At 51.0% G+C, this 16233-nt stretch carries 17 protein-coding genes and 1 tRNA gene; 7 read left to right on the top strand and 11 right to left on the bottom strand.

Annotated features, from left to right (window positions below; all coding sequences use genetic code 11):
* Positions 1 to 1347: 1347 nt before the first annotated feature.
* The 3 genes from ACOI06_RS11075 to ACOI06_RS11065 all read right to left on the bottom strand — a co-directional run bounded on the left by ACOI06_RS11075 (position 1348) and on the right by ACOI06_RS11065 (position 3510).
* The gene (locus ACOI06_RS11075; RefSeq protein WP_420662643.1) at positions 1348 to 2268 is read right to left on the bottom strand and encodes a nucleotidyl transferase AbiEii/AbiGii toxin family protein; all 921 of its coding nucleotides are present in this window, start codon (positions 2266 to 2268) and stop codon (positions 1348 to 1350) included.
* The gene (locus tag ACOI06_RS11070) at positions 2261 to 3016 is read right to left on the bottom strand and encodes a type IV toxin-antitoxin system AbiEi family antitoxin domain-containing protein (protein ID WP_420662642.1); all 756 of its coding nucleotides are present in this window, start codon (positions 3014 to 3016) and stop codon (positions 2261 to 2263) included. The genes ACOI06_RS11075 and ACOI06_RS11070 overlap by 8 nt, the downstream gene beginning before the upstream one ends.
* Positions 3017 to 3425: 409 nt before the next feature.
* A tRNA-Leu gene (locus tag ACOI06_RS11065) sits at positions 3426 to 3510 on the bottom strand.
* A 116-nt stretch (positions 3511 to 3626) separates the two neighbouring features.
* Here ACOI06_RS11065 and ACOI06_RS11060 point away from each other — a divergent pair.
* From ACOI06_RS11060 to htpG, 3 genes are all read left to right on the top strand, one after another.
* A complete protein-coding gene (locus ACOI06_RS11060; RefSeq protein WP_420662641.1) occupies positions 3627 to 4442 on the top strand; it encodes a hypothetical protein in 816 nt (271 codons plus the stop codon).
* A gap of 113 nt (positions 4443 to 4555) precedes the next feature.
* Positions 4556 to 5332 (top strand): alpha/beta fold hydrolase, encoded by a 777-nt coding sequence (locus tag ACOI06_RS11055; protein ID WP_420662640.1) that lies wholly within the window; start codon positions 4556 to 4558, stop codon positions 5330 to 5332.
* A gap of 196 nt (positions 5333 to 5528) precedes the next feature.
* Complete coding sequence (htpG, locus tag ACOI06_RS11050) at positions 5529 to 7436, top strand: molecular chaperone HtpG (RefSeq protein ID WP_420662639.1); 1908 nt, start codon at positions 5529 to 5531, stop codon at positions 7434 to 7436.
* Here the strand turns inward: htpG and ampD are convergent.
* From ampD to ACOI06_RS11035, 3 genes are read right to left on the bottom strand one after another with little or no spacing between them, the layout of a single operon-like run.
* Positions 7426 to 8037, bottom strand: a complete 612-nt coding sequence (gene ampD, locus ACOI06_RS11045; protein WP_420662638.1) for a 1,6-anhydro-N-acetylmuramyl-L-alanine amidase AmpD — start codon at positions 8035 to 8037, stop codon at positions 7426 to 7428. The two genes, htpG and ampD, sit on opposite strands and share 11 nt — an antisense overlap.
* Positions 8034 to 8285 (bottom strand): PP0621 family protein, encoded by a 252-nt coding sequence (locus ACOI06_RS11040; RefSeq protein ID WP_420662637.1) that lies wholly within the window; start codon positions 8283 to 8285, stop codon positions 8034 to 8036. Before ACOI06_RS11040 ends, ampD begins: the two co-directional genes overlap by 4 nt.
* A 2-nt stretch (positions 8286 to 8287) precedes the next feature.
* Positions 8288 to 9142 (bottom strand): cytochrome C assembly family protein, encoded by an 855-nt coding sequence (locus ACOI06_RS11035; RefSeq protein ID WP_420662636.1) that lies wholly within the window; start codon positions 9140 to 9142, stop codon positions 8288 to 8290.
* Positions 9143 to 9169: 27 nt separating this feature from the next.
* Between ACOI06_RS11035 and ffh the strand changes: the two genes are divergently transcribed.
* Positions 9170 to 10582, top strand: a complete 1413-nt coding sequence (gene ffh / locus ACOI06_RS11030; protein WP_420662634.1) for a signal recognition particle protein — start codon at positions 9170 to 9172, stop codon at positions 10580 to 10582.
* Positions 10583 to 10706: 124 nt separating this feature from the next.
* On the opposite strand, the gene trmB is transcribed toward ffh, so the two are convergent.
* The 4 genes from trmB to ACOI06_RS11010 all read right to left on the bottom strand — a co-directional run bounded on the left by trmB (position 10707) and on the right by ACOI06_RS11010 (position 12770).
* Positions 10707 to 11423, bottom strand: a complete 717-nt coding sequence (trmB, locus tag ACOI06_RS11025) for a tRNA (guanosine(46)-N7)-methyltransferase TrmB (protein WP_420662649.1) — start codon at positions 11421 to 11423, stop codon at positions 10707 to 10709.
* Positions 11386 to 11586, bottom strand: coding sequence for a sulfur carrier protein ThiS (thiS, locus tag ACOI06_RS11020; protein ID WP_420662633.1), 201 nt, complete (start codon positions 11584 to 11586; stop codon positions 11386 to 11388). The genes trmB and thiS overlap by 38 nt, the downstream gene beginning before the upstream one ends.
* Before the next feature lie 84 nt (positions 11587 to 11670).
* The gene (locus ACOI06_RS11015; protein ID WP_420662632.1) at positions 11671 to 12333 is read right to left on the bottom strand and encodes a trimeric intracellular cation channel family protein; all 663 of its coding nucleotides are present in this window, start codon (positions 12331 to 12333) and stop codon (positions 11671 to 11673) included.
* A 104-nt stretch (positions 12334 to 12437) separates the two neighbouring features.
* On the bottom strand, positions 12438 to 12770 hold the full coding sequence (locus ACOI06_RS11010) for a DMT family transporter (RefSeq protein ID WP_420662631.1): 333 nt from the start codon (positions 12768 to 12770) through the stop codon (positions 12438 to 12440).
* Positions 12771 to 12914: 144 nt separating this feature from the next.
* Here ACOI06_RS11010 and ACOI06_RS11005 point away from each other — a divergent pair, with 144 nt between their 5' ends.
* From ACOI06_RS11005 to ACOI06_RS10995, 3 genes are read left to right on the top strand one after another with little or no spacing between them, the layout of a single operon-like run.
* Positions 12915 to 13319, top strand: a complete 405-nt coding sequence (locus tag ACOI06_RS11005; protein ID WP_420662630.1) for a group III truncated hemoglobin — start codon at positions 12915 to 12917, stop codon at positions 13317 to 13319.
* Positions 13312 to 14577 carry an NnrS family protein gene (locus tag ACOI06_RS11000; RefSeq protein ID WP_420662629.1) on the top strand — a complete coding sequence of 422 codons (1266 nt, stop codon included), beginning with the start codon at positions 13312 to 13314 and terminating at the stop codon, positions 14575 to 14577. The genes ACOI06_RS11005 and ACOI06_RS11000 overlap by 8 nt, the downstream gene beginning before the upstream one ends.
* Positions 14574 to 15008: an RrF2 family transcriptional regulator gene (locus ACOI06_RS10995; RefSeq protein WP_420662628.1), complete on the top strand. Its 435-nt coding sequence runs from the start codon at positions 14574 to 14576 to the stop codon at positions 15006 to 15008. The genes ACOI06_RS11000 and ACOI06_RS10995 overlap by 4 nt, the downstream gene beginning before the upstream one ends.
* Here ACOI06_RS10995 and serA read toward each other — a convergent pair.
* Complete coding sequence (gene serA / locus ACOI06_RS10990) at positions 14983 to 16182, bottom strand: phosphoglycerate dehydrogenase (RefSeq protein ID WP_420662627.1); 1200 nt, start codon at positions 16180 to 16182, stop codon at positions 14983 to 14985. The two genes, ACOI06_RS10995 and serA, sit on opposite strands and share 26 nt — an antisense overlap.
* Positions 16183 to 16233: the final 51 nt, after the last annotated feature.

Below are 16233 nucleotides of genomic sequence, written 5' to 3'. Positions count from 1 at the left end.
TCTTGTGGGCACTAATGGTTGATTGTGTCATATCGATATCCTAAAGTAAGAAGGTAACTTTAGAGCGCCGTTTTGTCTACTTTTATGACTAAGTCCACCCGTTGCGTTTGAACGTCTGTATTACCAAAACCTAGAGCAGCTGACTGTCTATTAATTTGACTAGGTCCAGCACTGCCGGAGTACGGCTGCGAGTTTCTGCACACCGAGCACGAGGTATGCCCCGGAAGGTTGCGCCGCCAGCTAGAAGCGGCTCTGTTTCACTTCATTGCCGGCGATACGCTGGCCATCCACAGCCTGCTGGCTTTGGCACAGTCCCGCTAGCTCCAGGTGTTCGTGATGTGGTGTGCACATGGCTCGGAAAGTCCGTCTCGTCAGTCCGCGCAAACGGCTCGACACAGCCAGTCCAAAAGCAGCAAATGAGCTGGTTCAAATGGTGCTGGTGCGGCCATTTCCTGACCAGCTGAAATGTTAGATTTCCGGCATTGCCCTGGATGCTCCCCTGCAGCTGAAACGTCCGCTATTGCGCAGGCTGGACAGGCTGCACCCCGGGATCGGTACGCGAAGCGTGGGCAAGACCATAGCCCCCCAGGAACACAGTGGCAGGGTGCGGCATATCCCCACATCAACCTACTCGTCAGCCCGACCCAAGGCCGAGGGCTGTAGGCAGGCAGGTCCCTTGTGGCCGCCGACGTAAGAGTAGAGTCATGTAGGTGGGGATTGATCGCCAACTCAGGCAGGTCCAAAAAGAGGGCAACCCGGCAGCGACCGCCGACGTAAGAAGCGAGGGGCCCGCGCCTTGATGGTCTCATTGGTGACCCCATGTATTCTTTCGGAATCCTGCTCATCAACACGGCAAGGTCCATACATTGGTGCGGATACTCCTGGCAGAATCAATCCCTGGTAGAAGCTGCCGGGAGATACAGCTTCGCGGTAGCCAGTGATGCGCATGAGCACTGCTTTCCTGTCCAGACAGGGATGCGATGGGGGGCAGGTAAGCGAGATCTCATGCTAATGCAGAGCCACGCAACCAGACTGATCAGAGAGCGGATAAGGTGATTGCAGTGCACAGTCAAGATTCGCGAACCAGCCAAGGACATGTGTGTTTTTGTGGCCGGGTTTACAGCCCTGTGATCGCGATCGAAGACTTTGAATTGGCGGGTTGCGGTCTCTGTATAGGTAAGCGCGGCGAAGTCGAGTGTGGGTTGATATAGATAAAAACTCGCGAATCCATCGATTGGCGTAATTTGTCGAAACCCAGCAAAACTGGTAGCCGTACCTGTGTTGGACTGAAATGCTGCGTGAGGTACAGACCAGCGCATTGCTCACCGGTTTCGTTCACGTCTGCCGTTACCCCTTGCTCAGCGCCGCGATCAGGATTTCCGCCTGTGCCGCGAAGTCAGCGGGCCGCCGTTCACGGAAGGTTTCGAGGTTTGCGAGCTTCCAGCGAATGGCTGGAAGGTCAGCCGTATGGCTGCATCCAAGTAAGGTCCAATCAGGATCGGCGCGTACCAGTCCAGCAAGAAACCGCTTGTGTTTGTCAGTCAATTGTTGCGCAAGATCGCAGCGTAATCGGGTGCGAACTTCCAGCAGCGTATCCAGTGAGCAAGGCACTTCGGTCATGCCCACAAACGCGCGTTCGTATTCTGTTTCAATGTCCTTGTCACTGCCAAACAGTACCTCATGCGGTGGTCGATTGTGTCCGGCGAGGTAGATGATGAAGCATTCAACCATGTTTTCAGTCAGGCAGCCTGACTCATACAGTTGCCATACGTCGAACAAATCACGCGGATGTTGCCGATCCAGCGCGGCGACCAGCTTGCCGGCGTACAGTTCTTCACGAGCGAGAGTGGGTGTTTCAAACTCCACACCAAACAGATCGCTTGCCCGGGGGCTCAATGGCCGATGCTCGACTGGCAGTACCGTACCTCGGAACACAACGTTCACTTCGACTTTGACCAGGCTGGTGTCGTTTTCAACGATCAGTTTGGTGTCTCCAAAGTCTTTGCTACGAATCAGGCGTGTGTGGATGCCCAGCGGCTCGACACGTTTACTGATTTCGGCCAGTTCCTTATTGATTGCGTGCAGGGCTTCATCACGTCGGGGCTGCCACGGCCGGTACACGACGTCGATGTCGACAGATAGCCGCGGCATGTCTTGTACAAAGAGGTTGATCGCTGTGCCGCCTTTCATTGCAAAAATATCGTTGGCGAATACAGCTGGGGTGACAGTCAAGAGCAGACGAACAGTGTCTGCATAGCTTTTATCCATGTGGCTTCAGGCTTAGTAAAGTACCGTCCGGGAGTTGGCTCATCCAGCGCTTGTTGCTGCCTGTGCGCAGGCAGTAGTGAGCAAGGATGTCATCGACGTTCACCACACCGGTTTCTCGCGCCCATGTCAGGAACAGTCTGATGGTCTTCACGCTGGTGCAGCACGCCAGTAATTGGCCGAGCAGGTCTTTGCGAGGTGTACGCAGGCCATCGAAGAGATTGCGTGCTTCTTCCAGGCTTTGTCGGGTGCCAGCGTCATACAGCATTTCCAGCACTGCGCGCTCGGCCACCGACACGCATGATGCGTCAGGTTGACCTGGAGGCGTTCCCAATGTCTTGGCAGCCAATATGTTGTCAGGCCACTCAAAGAGGCGTGCATAGACATAGCGGGCAGGGAATCGCGTGGTGAACCAGTCAGGAAGTGCGTAGCGAGTGTCGCCCCACAGGACCAGTGTGTCGCGGCCCAGATTGTGCCTGATGCCGTGCAACGCCAAAGCGCTCTTACCTCCGACATGCAGACCGGGTACGTGGCGCTGGAGAAACTGTAATGCGCCGTAGACACTGAAGTGATCGTTGGGGAAGGCATAGACGCCTTGCGCCAGGCGCACGAGCCAGCCGCTCTTGGCGTAATCAGCGGCGAGCTTGGGTGACACGCCAAACGTTGCAAGCGTGGCTAGGTCGAATGGTGCGCCGCGCGGCAGGTCAGCCTGAAGTCGCTTGATTAGATTGTATCGTGAATTTCTTCCCATAAGTTAAAAATAACACGTAATCTAATCTCATGGTCGTCGAAACATAAAAATGAGCTGCCATCTTTGTGGCCCTGGTCATGCACGAATGATTAAATATCGTCTTGAATATAACCTAAAGGGTAATAATAAAGATTAGATCTAATCGTCTTGGCTTTGCACACCTGTTCTGCCGTATCAATCAGGTTCTCTGGCTATTCCGGTCGATCGTGAGCGGGCATTCCGGGATCGATGGTCGTACATTGGTTCACCAACCGCGCCAATCAAAATGAGATCGATCTAAAGGCGACTGGGTCCTGTTGGTCCCGATGCTTAAAAGTGCTTGCCCTTCAAACCGGACCCAAACCGGACCAGAGATTTTGTTGGGATCGAGGCTGGACCAGCGAGATGCTGTAAGTGTTTGATTTTTTTATGGTGCCCGGGGCCGGAATCGAACCGGCACGCCTCGCGGCGGGGGATTTTGAGTCCCCTGCGTCTACCAATTTCACCACCCGGGCTTTGGAGGTTAGGTTTGATGCAGAACAGAAGTATAGACTATTTTTTTAATTTTTGCTGACCAATCGCACTTTCGGTGCGTTAGACTGAATGTAACTAATATTTCAAGGAGAAAATCGTGGGCATTCAGGCACGTCATGATGCGGTGATGGAGACAATTAACCAGATTAAAGCGTTGGGACCAGAGCTTCATTTGAAAGAGACTCGACAGAAAATTCAGCCGATTCTGGCTGAGCTCGCTAAAAAAACAGAATTGTTTCCAAGCGAAAACTTCAAGCCCAGACCTGGTGCATCAGGTGGTCTCTATGAACTGTATGTGGCACCTGATCGCAGTCTGTCCTTGTATGCCTCTGCGGGCGCCAGCGGAAAATATCAGCCACCGCATGATCACACAACCTGGGCTGTGATTGCTGGCGTGCATGGCGTTGAGCGCAACCAGTTTTTTGAGTGCTTAGAGCGCGACAACGAAACCAATACCGGCAAGATTCGCTTTTTGGAAGCGGTGGACGTGGGTCCAGGCCAAAGTGTGACGTTGGGTGCTGATGAGTTTCACACGATCGCGGTCGAACAAGGTAGTGATGCGCTGCATTTGCATTTGTACGGTAACGCTTTAGACACATTAGTGGGTCGTATCGGGTTTGAGTCCGAAACAGGTGGGCAATTTAAACGTTTTATGGCCAAACCGATGACGTTTGCTCCTTGGGTGACACAGGCTGAGCTCGATGCTATGCAGGCAGACGGTGAGCCTTTGAGTGTGTTGTCATTTACTTTGGGCAATATGGCATGGGCGGTGGGGGGTGCGGGTCTTAAAACCACAGATCGAATCGTGCTGATTGATTGGCCAGGTGAAGACGATTCGACCGCAGCGTCTGAAGTTCGTGAATTGCATCGCCGTGGTTATCATAACTTGGCGGTTCTGAAGCCAGAAAATTAAAACGTTTGTAGATAGCGGCTACTTTAGATAATGAGATGTGTGCTTCGCATGCCGGGTAGCCGTATCCTGCAGGTCTAGATGAATGTTGATGGCGTGATCAGTGGAGGCGATTGATGGCTGTATTAAATCTGGGTGATCGAGTCCTGTATTGGCGTACGGATGGCGATCCTGCCAAAGTTCCTTTAGTATTGCTCAATTCGCTAGGCACCGATCAATCCCTATGGGAGCCTGTCGTCGCACATTTGTTAGACGATTTCTATGTTCTGCGTATGGATAAACGGGGCCATGGCGGATCGACGAATGTCGGTGATGTGTGTGACATGGCTGATCTGAGTCGAGATGTTTTAGCGGTGATGGATGCCGCAGGTTGGCATAAAGCGCATGTCGCTGGTGTGTCCATTGGCGGCATGATGGGCATGTGGTTGGGTGTTCATGCGTCTGAACGAGTTGAGCGTCTGGTGTTGTCCAACACCGGCGCCAAGATGCCGACTGAATCCTTGGATTTACGGGTCAAGCTTATTCGTGAAACGGAATCCATTGAGCCCATTGTTGATATTGCGCTAGAGCGTTTTTTTACAGCAGACTTTATTGAAGCAGCCTCACCGCTTTACCACACACTACGTGAAGTGTTTCGTCAGTGTGACCCTGATGGGTACTTAGCTTGCTGTGCTGCGATTCGGGCGATGGATCAGCGAGAGGATGTGGTGCGTATTCAAGCGCCAACGTTGATCATTAACAGTACGTACGACTTGTCTGCGCCACCAGCTTTGGGTGAATTTCTGTTTAATCAGATTCCGGACGCAGAATTGGTTGAAATGCCACTGGCCCATTTGCCGATGAGTCAAGATCCGCAGGGTTATGCGCAAATTCTGAAGTCTTTCTTGCTGTAAACCATCGACTCAAGGTGCATTTGTTGTTTTTGATGAGCACTTTGATGGTTTTTTTGATGCGTTTCATTGAGACACCCTTGAATCTGGGTGTTTTGTCCCCATCTGTCAGAGATCGAGGGTCTGGCACCTCTGTGTGCCAGACTCCACAGGTCTTTGAACGACGTGTTTTATATTGCAACTGAACAGGTAAATATTCATGACAGAGAGTACTAAGTCGTCTGCTGCCCAAACGATGGGATTTCAGGCTGAGGTGAAGGAACTACTGCACCTGATGATTCACTCGCTTTACAGCAACAAAGAAATTTTCTTGCGCGAGTTGATTTCAAACGCATCGGATGCTTGCGACAAATTGCGGTTTGAAGCGATTGATGCGCCCGCACTTTTAGAGAAAGATCCTGAGCTGAAAGTTCGGATTGATTTCGATTCAAAAGCCCGCACGATTACGGTCAGTGATAACGGGATCGGGATGTCTCGTGACGAAATCATTGAGAACTTGGGTACCATTGCCCGCTCCGGAACACGCGAGTTTTTCTCGAAACTAACGGGCGATAAACAAAAAGACTCCCAACTGATTGGACAGTTTGGTGTTGGTTTTTACGCATCATTTATCGTGGCAGATAAAGTCACGGTCCGTAGCCGTCGTGCAGGTTTGTCTGCTGATGAGGCCGTTAAATGGATCTCGGACGGTGAAGGTGAATTCACCATTGAGAATGACGTCAAAGAAGATCGGGGGACAGAGATCACCCTGCATCTGCGTGCTGATGAAGATGATTTCCTCAATGGTTGGAAGTTGCGTGAAGTCCTGCAACGCTACTCAGATCACATTTCCTTGCCGGTACAGATGCCCAAAGAAGAGTGGGATCAAGAAACATCGGAAATGAAGCGTACGGGTGAGTGGGAGTCCATTAACCAAGCTAGCGCCTTGTGGACACGTGCACGCAATGACATTACTGATGAGCAGTACATCGAGTTTTATAAGCACATTTCGCACGATTTTGAAGATCCATTGGCTTGGACGCACAACCGAGTGGAAGGTCGCACGGAATATACACAATTACTGTATATCCCCAAACATGCGCCATTTGACTTGTATGACCGTGATGCAAAGCGTGGTGTGAAGCTCTATATCAAACGTGTGTTCATCATGGATGATGCCGAGCAACTGCTGCCAGGTTATTTGCGTTTTGTGAAAGGTGTGATCGATTCATCCGATTTGCCGCTGAATGTTTCGCGTGAAATCTTGCAAGAAAGCCGCGATGTGCGCTCGATCCGTGACGGATCAGCCAGACGTATCTTGAGTCTTTTGGAGGATCTGGCTGAGAATAAGCAAGAAGATTACGCTGTGTTCTGGTCTGCCTTTGGTCAGGTCCTGAAGGAAGGCACAGGCGAAGATTTCTCCAATCGTGAACGGATTGCGAAGTTGTTGCGCTTTGCGTCAACCCATCAAGACAGTGATGTGCAAAATGTGTCGCTCGAAAATTATGTGGAGCGTATGAAAGAAGGGCAAGACAAGATTTACTACGTCACCGCAGAAAGCTACAAAGCCGCTAAAAACAGCCCACACCTAGAGATTTTCCGCAAGAAAGGCATCGAGGTGTTGCTGTTAACGGATCGCGTTGACGAGTGGATGCTCAGTCACTTGAATGAGTTCGATGGCAAAGCCATGGTGTCAGTGGCCAAAGGTGGTCTGGACATTGAAGCACTGGCCGATGAAGAAGAAAAGAAAAAGCAAACTGAGGTCGCAGAAAACTTGAAACCCTTGATTGAGCGCTTGAAGCAGTCCTTGGGTGAGAAGGTTAAAGATGTACGCGTCACGTTGCGATTGGTCGATTCACCCGCTTGCGTGGTGGTAGACGACAACGAAATGAGTCCGCACTTGCTGCGTATGCTTCAAGCTGCAGGCCAGCAAGCCCCTGAGATTGTGCCGATTCTGGAGATTAATCCAGAGCACGCACTGATTGGTCGCATCGAAGCGGCTGATGAGGCGCAGTTTGATGAGTGGGCTGCGTTGTTACTGGATCAGGCGCTTTTGGCGGATGGCTCACAACTGTCAGATCCGGCTGCGTTTGTTCAACGCTTGAACTCATTGCTGCTTAAGCAGTAAGTTTGGGTGGCCGCCGATCTGGCGGCCATTGCGCTTCTAAACCAAACCGATCCCAGTCAAATGCTTGGCCGGGGTCGGTTTTTCGGTTGGGTGCAATGTGACAGTGCCCCTGGACTGAGGAGAGTGGGTAGTGGCGACGCAACGCTTGCGCAAGACGTCCTAATTGTAGATACTGGATATCAGTATAAGGCAGCTCGTCCGTGCCTTCTAACTCAATGCCAATGGAAAAGTCGTTACAGGCTTGCCGCTCTTGAAACTGAGAGACTCCAGCGTGCCAAGCCCGGTCGTTGCAGGAAACAAACTGTGTCACGTGTCCTTGCCTGTCGATGAGAAAATGCGCTGAAACACGCAATCCTTCAATATTGGCAAACCAAGGGTGGGCCGTAAAATCCAACGTATTACAAAACAGATCCGCAGCGCAGCCTGTACCGAATTCGCCCGGCGGCAGACTGATGTTGTGAATAACTAGCAGATCTGGGGAAACACCCTCTGGGCGCACATCGAAGTTGTCAGATGGGCGATGGGTGATTTCAGGGGCGAGTTCGAGCCAGCCTTGTGCGTTGAAATGCCAGGGGCTGTTCGTATTCTCTTCTGAAATCATGACCTAGAAGCTCCCTTTTTAGCATGCTCTGGACTACACCAGTACTGACCCTGTTTTTTATAGGCTTGTGATTCAGGCAGATAGACATCGCAGTGTGCGCAAGGAACCATTTCTTCGGCGCGTTGGCGAATGGCCTCACGTCGAGGGTCAGATGTGGATTGTCGCTGTTTTGATTTCTGGTAATTCAGAACCCGCATGACGATCATGCCCGCCAAAATAGCAACAACCCAGAATAGTATTTTTCCCATGCTCAGACTTTGTGAAGGATGACGTCAACAACAAACTGACTGCCACTATAGGCAAGCAGCACGAATACAAAACCAACCAGTGTATAGCGTAAGGCAATTCGACCGCGCCAGCCACGCGCGATTCGCCCGGCTAGTAGGATGGCGAAGGTGATCCAAGACAGAAGCGTAAAGACTGTTTTATGGTCGGCAGTTAAAAGCTGCCCTGTCAGTTCGTAGGTAATGACTGTGCCGGAAAGGACTGTGAGCGTTAAGACGCCAAATGCAACCCAGATTAGTCTGAAGAGCAAACGTTCTTGCGTCAGCAAAGGAGGCTGTGCATCCAGCACACGGTCGATAGTCCGAATGAATTTGTTAGGATGGTCAGATCGGCTGATGGGATGGTGCAAATGGTAGTCAGTTGCCGCCATCAGCAAGGCTTGTACTGCAGCAATCGTGATGAGCCCGTAAGCAGAAAAAGCCAGCAATAAGTGTCCACGCATAAACCAGTCGGCCGAGGTGATGATCGGTGAGGTCGTGTGAAAGATGCTGGCTAGCAGGCACGAGAGGGCTGCAAGCGGTAACATGATGAGTTGGATGCCATCAATACGGATGACTAAGCTCTCTATCCAGTACACGATCAGACCTAACCAGATGGCCGCAGACAATGCGACGGCCCAGTTCAGATTGATCAAGCCTGGTCCCAATGTTTGTTGTGACAAGGCAATGCCCTGAAAGGCGAGCGCAACCAATAGCCCTGCGCGCGTATAGCGCCCAAGCTGCTCGACGGGTCTGCCGGTTCGCAAGGCCTGCCACAGACCGATGGTCAACCCGATAAAGGTCAGGGTTGCCAGTGAATGAAATACAATTCCGTTATACATACCTTTAGTTTAAGCGAAACTGCCACCATGCTAGAGAATCTTACAGAAAGAATGGCGCGAGTCGTTAAAACGATACGCGGACAATCACGCCTGACAGAGGCAAACACCCAAGAAATGATGCGCGAAGTGCGCATGGCTTTGTTGGAAGCGGACGTTGCACTGCCGGTTGTACGGCAATTTGTGGAACGCGTCCGAGAAAAATCACTGGGTGAGGAAGTCGCCACGAGCCTAAGCCCCGGACAGGCTTTGGTGGGTGTGGTTGATAAAGAATTAACCGCCTTGATGGGGGGTGACTTGGGTGAGCATGCGAGCGAACTCAATCTGGCCGCCCAACCGCCTGCAGTTATTCTCATGGCGGGTTTACAAGGGGCTGGTAAAACCACCACGACCGGAAAGCTTGCGCGTTGGTTAACAGCGGGTCATCACAGTCAGAATGGTCGCAAGAGCGGTAAAAAGAAAGTGGCCGTGGTCAGTGCGGACGTGTATCGTCCAGCCGCCATTGATCAACTTCAAACGGTCGCGCAGCAAGCGGGTGTGGAATGGATTCCTTCAGACACCACACAAAAACCTCTGGACATTGCTAAAAATGCCCTGGATTACGCCAAGCGTCAGCACATCGATGTATTGATTGTGGATACGGCCGGTCGCTTAGGGATCGATGAAGCCATGATGGCAGAGATTCAAACGCTGCATGCGGCTTTGAATCCCATTGAAACCTTGTTTGTGGTGGACGCCATGCAAGGGCAGGACGCGGTCAATACGGCCAAAGCGTTTGGGGATGCCTTGCCACTCACCGGTGTGGTGCTCACAAAACTCGATGGTGATGCACGTGGTGGAGCCGCGTTGTCGGTGCGCCATGTCACGGGCAAACCACTGAAGTTTGTCGGGGTATCTGAAAAACTCGATGGATTTGAAGCCTTTTATCCAGAGCGGATGGCTCAACGAATCCTCGGCATGGGAGATATCGTCTCTCTGGTGGAGCAAGCTAAGCACAAAATTGACATGGCCGATGCTGAAAAGCTCGCCACGAAGATGCGTACTGGTGACAAGTTCGATCTGAATGATTTCAGAGAACAGCTCGGTCAGGTCAAGAAAATGGGTGATATGAGCAGTCTGCTCGACAAGTTGCCCGGTCAGTTTGCGCAAGCGGCCAGCCAGCTCCAAGGGGGTGAAGCAGAAAAGCAGTTGCGTCGTACCGAAGGCATTTTGAACTCGATGACACCACTTGAGCGATCCAAACCTGAGTTGCTCAAAGCTTCGCGCAAACGTCGAATTGCAGCCGGTGCAGGGGTGACTGTTCAGGAAGTGAACCGTTTGCTCAATCAGTTTGGTCAAATGCAGACCATGATGAAGCAAATGAAAAAAGGCGGCATGGGCAAGATGCTCAGAGCCATGGGTGGTATGAAGGCTTTGGGTAAGCTGGGTCGTATGGGTCGCTAAAGACTACGTTAATAACCAGACTAGATCATCACATAAGCATAAAAACTTAAGGTGACTTGGGGTCTGATCCGACATGCGTTTGACGCTGTCTGATCAGACCTTTTTGTTTTAATGAGGCAGGCTGTCAGCCTTTTTTAGTGAAGATCAGATCAAAGACTTCGTGACCCAGTCGAAGACCACGGGCCTCAAACTTGGTCAATGGACGGGTCTCAGGTCTTGGACAAAACCCTTTGCAGGTGTTTTGTAAAGCAGGTTCGCCAGACAGCACTTCGAGCATTTGCTCGGCATAGTGTGCCCAGTCCGTGGCGCAATGCAGGTAACCACCTGCTTTGATGCGACTGGCCAGTAAGGCAACCAATGGCGGTTGAATCAAACGTCGTTTGTGATGGCGTTTTTTAGGCCAAGGGTCTGGAAAGTACAGATGCACGCCCGCAAGCGTCTCAGGCTCGATCATTTGTTCGAGCACTTCCACTGCATCATGCTGAATGATGCGAATGTTTTGTAAGTCCATTTGATCAATGCGGTTCAGTAAAGCACCGACCCCTGCGTTAAACACTTCCAGTCCCAGATAATTGATGTCTGGGTTGGTTTGTGCGATTGTGGCGGTCGTTTCACCCATCCCAAAGCCAATCTCTAGGATGGTGGGTGCTTGACGTTGAAACACCTCATCGAGATTAAGGGGGCTTGCTTGGTAAGGCAGAACCCAGTGCGTTGAGAGTGTGTCTAGCGCTTCTTGTTGACCGCGTGTAATGTGACTACGGCGGTGTATAAAGCTGCGGATACGAGGCTGTTGCATGGTGCCTTTAGCCTCCGCCGACTGCGACGACAATTTCGACGACATCATCTTCGTTGAGCGCATGTTGTGCATGCTGGCTTCGTGGAATGATGGTTTGATTGATTTCGACGGCAACACGCTTGTCTGCCAAATCGAGTGATGTCAGCAGATCGGTGACTGTACTATTTGTCGCAACCGTTTTAGGTTGACCATTGAGTGTGATTTTCATGGGCACCATTTTACCCGCGACAATCAAAAAATGACACCCATCTGATATTTGCGCTCAGAGTTGCGCTAGAGACTAATTTTCCGACTAATTTCTTGTGTCGTCATCAGTCTGGTCTGTGAACTGTCCGAACCGAGCTTTAGGTAAATGCCAGTTAAAGCGAATCGCACCGTAACGCAGGGTAAAACATAGAATTCCGCCCAATAAGGTACTGGCAACGGGGGACACACCTAGAGTCTGACCGAGCACCACTACACTGGCACCTGCAAGTGCTGCGACAGCGTAGAGATCAGCGCGCAAAACGACCGGAATCTCGCCGACCAGAATGTCTCGTAGCATCCCACCGCCAATGCCTGTGACCATGCCCATTAAGGCGGCCATGACAGGATCTAATCCATAGGTAAGCGCTTTTTCAGCGCCAACGACTGCAAAAAATGACAAACCAATGGCGTCAAATGTCTGGACAGGATGGTTGAGGCGTTTGATCAGCGGATACCAAAAAATTGCCAATAGACCCGCTAGCATTGAAATCGTGACATAAACCCAGGTGGAAACCGCAGCGGGCGGAACCGCGCCAATTAACAGGTCGCGTGTGATACCACCTGCATTACCTGCCGCAAACGCCAGTACCGCAATACCAAACACATCCAGTCTGTGACGAACGGCTGCAACCGCTCCACTGATGGCAAATACAAATGTACCGCCCAGATCCAAGCCTGTTAAAAAAACACGAATGACTTTTTGTTCCACGCCCCGATCGCCTTCAAACCTCAAATGACTCGATGAAATAATTTGTTACTGAATGTCAGTTGTTTATGCTTAAGGAGTGATTCTAAGGGAGGAAGGCTGAGAATTCAGTGATTGCCCGTTTTTGAAAGCAAGTTCAGAATCACGACGCCTGCGAGAATGAGTGCAATGCCTAGAATCGCCCAGCCATCGAGCTTTTGTCCAAAAGCGATCCAACCAAATGCAGCAATCAGCACAATGCCCAGCCCAGACCAGACAGCGTAAGCAACACCGATATGAACGGTACGCAAAACAATCGAGAGGCAATAGAAAGTGACGGCATAGCCGATCACCACCAGAACTGACGGCATCAGTCGCGTAAAGCCGTCACTGAATTTAAGGGCTGAAGTTGCGATCACTTCGGCCACGATGGCAATGGTTAGGTAGATCCAACCGCTCATACAAAAACTCCGTTAAGACTGTTGCGTGTGTTGGATAGAGCAAACGTTGTGTTGGGTGAATACTTGTCGGATAATCTCTTTAAGATTACTATTGTGTATATCTTTTAAATTCATTGACCGACTATAAGGAATTTGGTGTCCATCATGGCACGGGAAGACTTTTGTACACAAGAAGACATTACGCAGTTGGTTCACCAGTTTTACGATCGAATCCGATTGGATGAAGTATTGGGGCCGATTTTCAATGAGCATATCGATGATTGGGATGAACACTTAGAGATTATGGTGCGGTTTTGGTCGTCCATTTTGTTGGGTTCAGGGACCTATAGCGGTGCACCGATGCCCAAGCACATCGCTTTACCTGATTTGAATGCGGGTTTGTTTGAACGTTGGCTTCGGTTATTTCATGAAACGACGCTGGACCTTGACAATGAGTTGATGGGACAACGCGCTAACGCGTTGGCGCAACGGATCGCTCGCAGTCTGTGGTTGGGTTATCAACTACATAATTCTCCTCAAACTTCACCAAAGGATTTACACCATGTCTGAGTTGATCAAAGTTGTCGATTTGCAGACCATTAAAACAAATCCGAGTGGTGGGCAGGGTAAGGGTTCTAAGCCACCTAAGCCTGAGTCGCATACACAAACCAAAGCGCCAAGTATGAAGGCGTTTCTGTCATTAGGATTTAGACCTTTATATATCGGGGGCGTTGCGTGGTCACTGGTCTCCATTGCACTCTGGATTTTTACCCCCGAGTTGCTTGATGGGCCGATGTGGGGCGTCGCGTGGCATGCTCATGAAATGCTCTGGGGCTTTGTGATCACCATTGCGGTCGCCTTCTTGCTGACTGCGAGTGCGACTTGGACAGGTCACAACCCAATGGAGGGTAAAGCACTTGGCTGGCTAGTTGTAGCGTGGATTGTGGCGCGTGTGGGGTATCTGATTCCAGCGGATTGGGCTTTTTACATCGCTGCAACTGCGGAGACGATCTTTTTCTTGTTTGCCGCACAACGATTAATGCGTGTCATGATGCGCAGCAAGAACCGCCGCAACGACGGTTTGCCCTTTTTGGTGGCCGGTTTGGGTGTGATCAATCTACTTTATCTCTATGAGGCGTATCAGGATGATTACGTCGCGCTGATTGAGCGGTTTAATTTGGGTCTAGTGGGCATGGCGATTGTGGCATTGTTGGTGGCTCGCCGTGTGTTGCCATTTTTTGCGATGCGGATGGTGCCTGGGCTGGAAATCCCTATGCTGACTCGCAATGGTCATATTCAACTGACGATCAGCACAGTGGCCATTTTATTGGGCTTATTCGGTTTTGAAGTCTGGATGGGTTATCTGTTAGGCGTCATCGGTTTAATGGCGCTCTATCAAACCATTCGTTGGAAGCCCTGGATGGTGTTGGGCAAGCCGATGTTGTGGATTCTCTATCTGGGATACGGATTGATGGCTATCGGCTTAATCGTGGCGGGTCTGCAGTTGACGGGGCATTTCTGGGTCATGTTGGATCGTCCTGCAACCTTTGTGCACTTGATTGGCATGGGTGGGTTTGGTGCGTTGATTATCGGTATGGTCACACGCACTGCGCTAGGTCATACGGGTCGCCCCCTGAAGCTGGATAACAGCATGTTGATCAGTTACTACCTAGTGCTTGTGGCCGTTGTTTTCCGGCTCTGGGCGTTATATCCGACCGAGTGGTATCAAACGTTGCTGAATATTTCTGCCGCGACTTGGATCGCTGGTATGGCGTTGTACCTGTGGCGTTATGTGCCCTTGTTAATTCGGCCAAGGCCAGATAAATGAAACTGACAACACTGACAGACTATGCGATTCGGATGTTGATGTACGTTGCGCAACATCCGGACCGCTTGTGTACGATCGCAGAAGTGGCACAGGTGTATGACATTTCACAAGCACACCTGATGAAAGTGACACATCGATTGGCACAAACCGGCTGGCTCGAAACCGTGCGAGGAAAGAATGGGGGCATTCGTTTAGCCAAACCCCCGCATGAAATCAGCTTGGGTCGAGTGATTCGGGATACAGAAAACGAAGTAGGCCTTACAGAGTGTTTCGGCGAAGGCTCAACCTGCACACTGACAGGAAACTGCCAGTTAGCAGGTGTGCTTAGAGGTGCGCTCAATCAGTTCTGGAGGCATTTAGATGCCTATACCTTGGCCGATATCTTACCGGCCAAGGAGCAGTTTCTTATACGCGTTCACAACGAATCGTGACTGGGATTTGACGCAGATCTTCGAGAACCGCATCGCTGACTTGGGTTTCAACGTCTGAAACCAGATAGCCGATTGGACCTTGCGTCTGGAGCAGTTGGCTGACAATGTTCAAACCATGTTTAGACATGACCTGACTGAAGGCGCCGATTGCACCAGGTTCATTGCGGTGAATGTGCAGGATGCGGCTTGCGCCCGACAATGGCTGAAAAGCCACCTCAGGGAAGTTGACAGCGCTTTTGGTGGCACCGTACTGCAGGTACTGAACAAGCTTTTGAGCGACTTCGCGACCAATGTTCTCTTGCGACTCTTGTGTGCTACCACCAATGTGAGGTGTGAGAATCACGTTGTCCATGCCACGAAGCGGGCAATCCAATGGTTCATTTCTGTCTTTCGGCTCTGTGGGGAAAACGTCGAGTGCTGCACCTGCCAGATGACCTGACTTCAATGATGCATGCAATGCCTCAATATCGACCACACTACCGCGTGATGCGTTAATCAGGATCGCGCCTGGCTTCATGCTGGCCAGTGCTTGTGCGTCAATGATGTTGCGGGTAGGCTGACCGCCGGGTACATGCAATGTCACGACATCAGATTGTGCCAATAAGCGCTCTAAGGAGCCGGCTGCGTGTGCATTACCCAGTGGGAGCTTAGTGTCGACATCATGGAAAATGACGCTCATACCTGCTGCTTCGGCTAGTGTGCCGACTTGGGAGCCAATGTTGCCGTAACCAATAATCCCAAGAGTTTTTCCGCGTACTTCGTAAGCACCCTCAGCAGATTTGTCCCAGAATCCTTTGTGGACGCGTGCGTTTTTTTCGGGAATTCGACGCAGTAGAAAGATGGCTTCGCCTAGAACGAGTTCTGCGACAGAGCGGGTGTTGGAGTAGGGTGCGTTAAAGACGGGAACGCCGCGCAACATCGCTTGTTCCAAATCCACTTGGTTGGTCCCAATACAAAAACAGCCAATGGTCCGTAATGTAGGAACTTGTTCGAGGACTCGCTGATCAATTTGAGTACGAGAGCGAATGCCGACGATCTGTGCGCCTTGCAGTTCTTTAATGAGTTCGTCTTGCTGTAAAGCACCTGCGCGATGAACGATATCCGTAAATCCCGCCATTTCAAAAACTTCAATTGCGCTAGGGTGAATGTTTTCCAGAAGGACAATGCGTGTCATGTGAGAACCTTAGTCTTGCCATAGTAAGAAAGCTAACAGTATCGCCCAGAT

The sequence above is a fragment of the Orrella sp. 11846 genome (assembly GCF_048820935.1).
In the GTDB taxonomy this organism is placed as follows: Bacteria; Pseudomonadota; Gammaproteobacteria; order Burkholderiales; family Burkholderiaceae_B; genus Algicoccus.
Note: the sequence above shows the minus strand (reverse complement) of the source record. Positions and strands in the feature narration are given on the sequence as shown.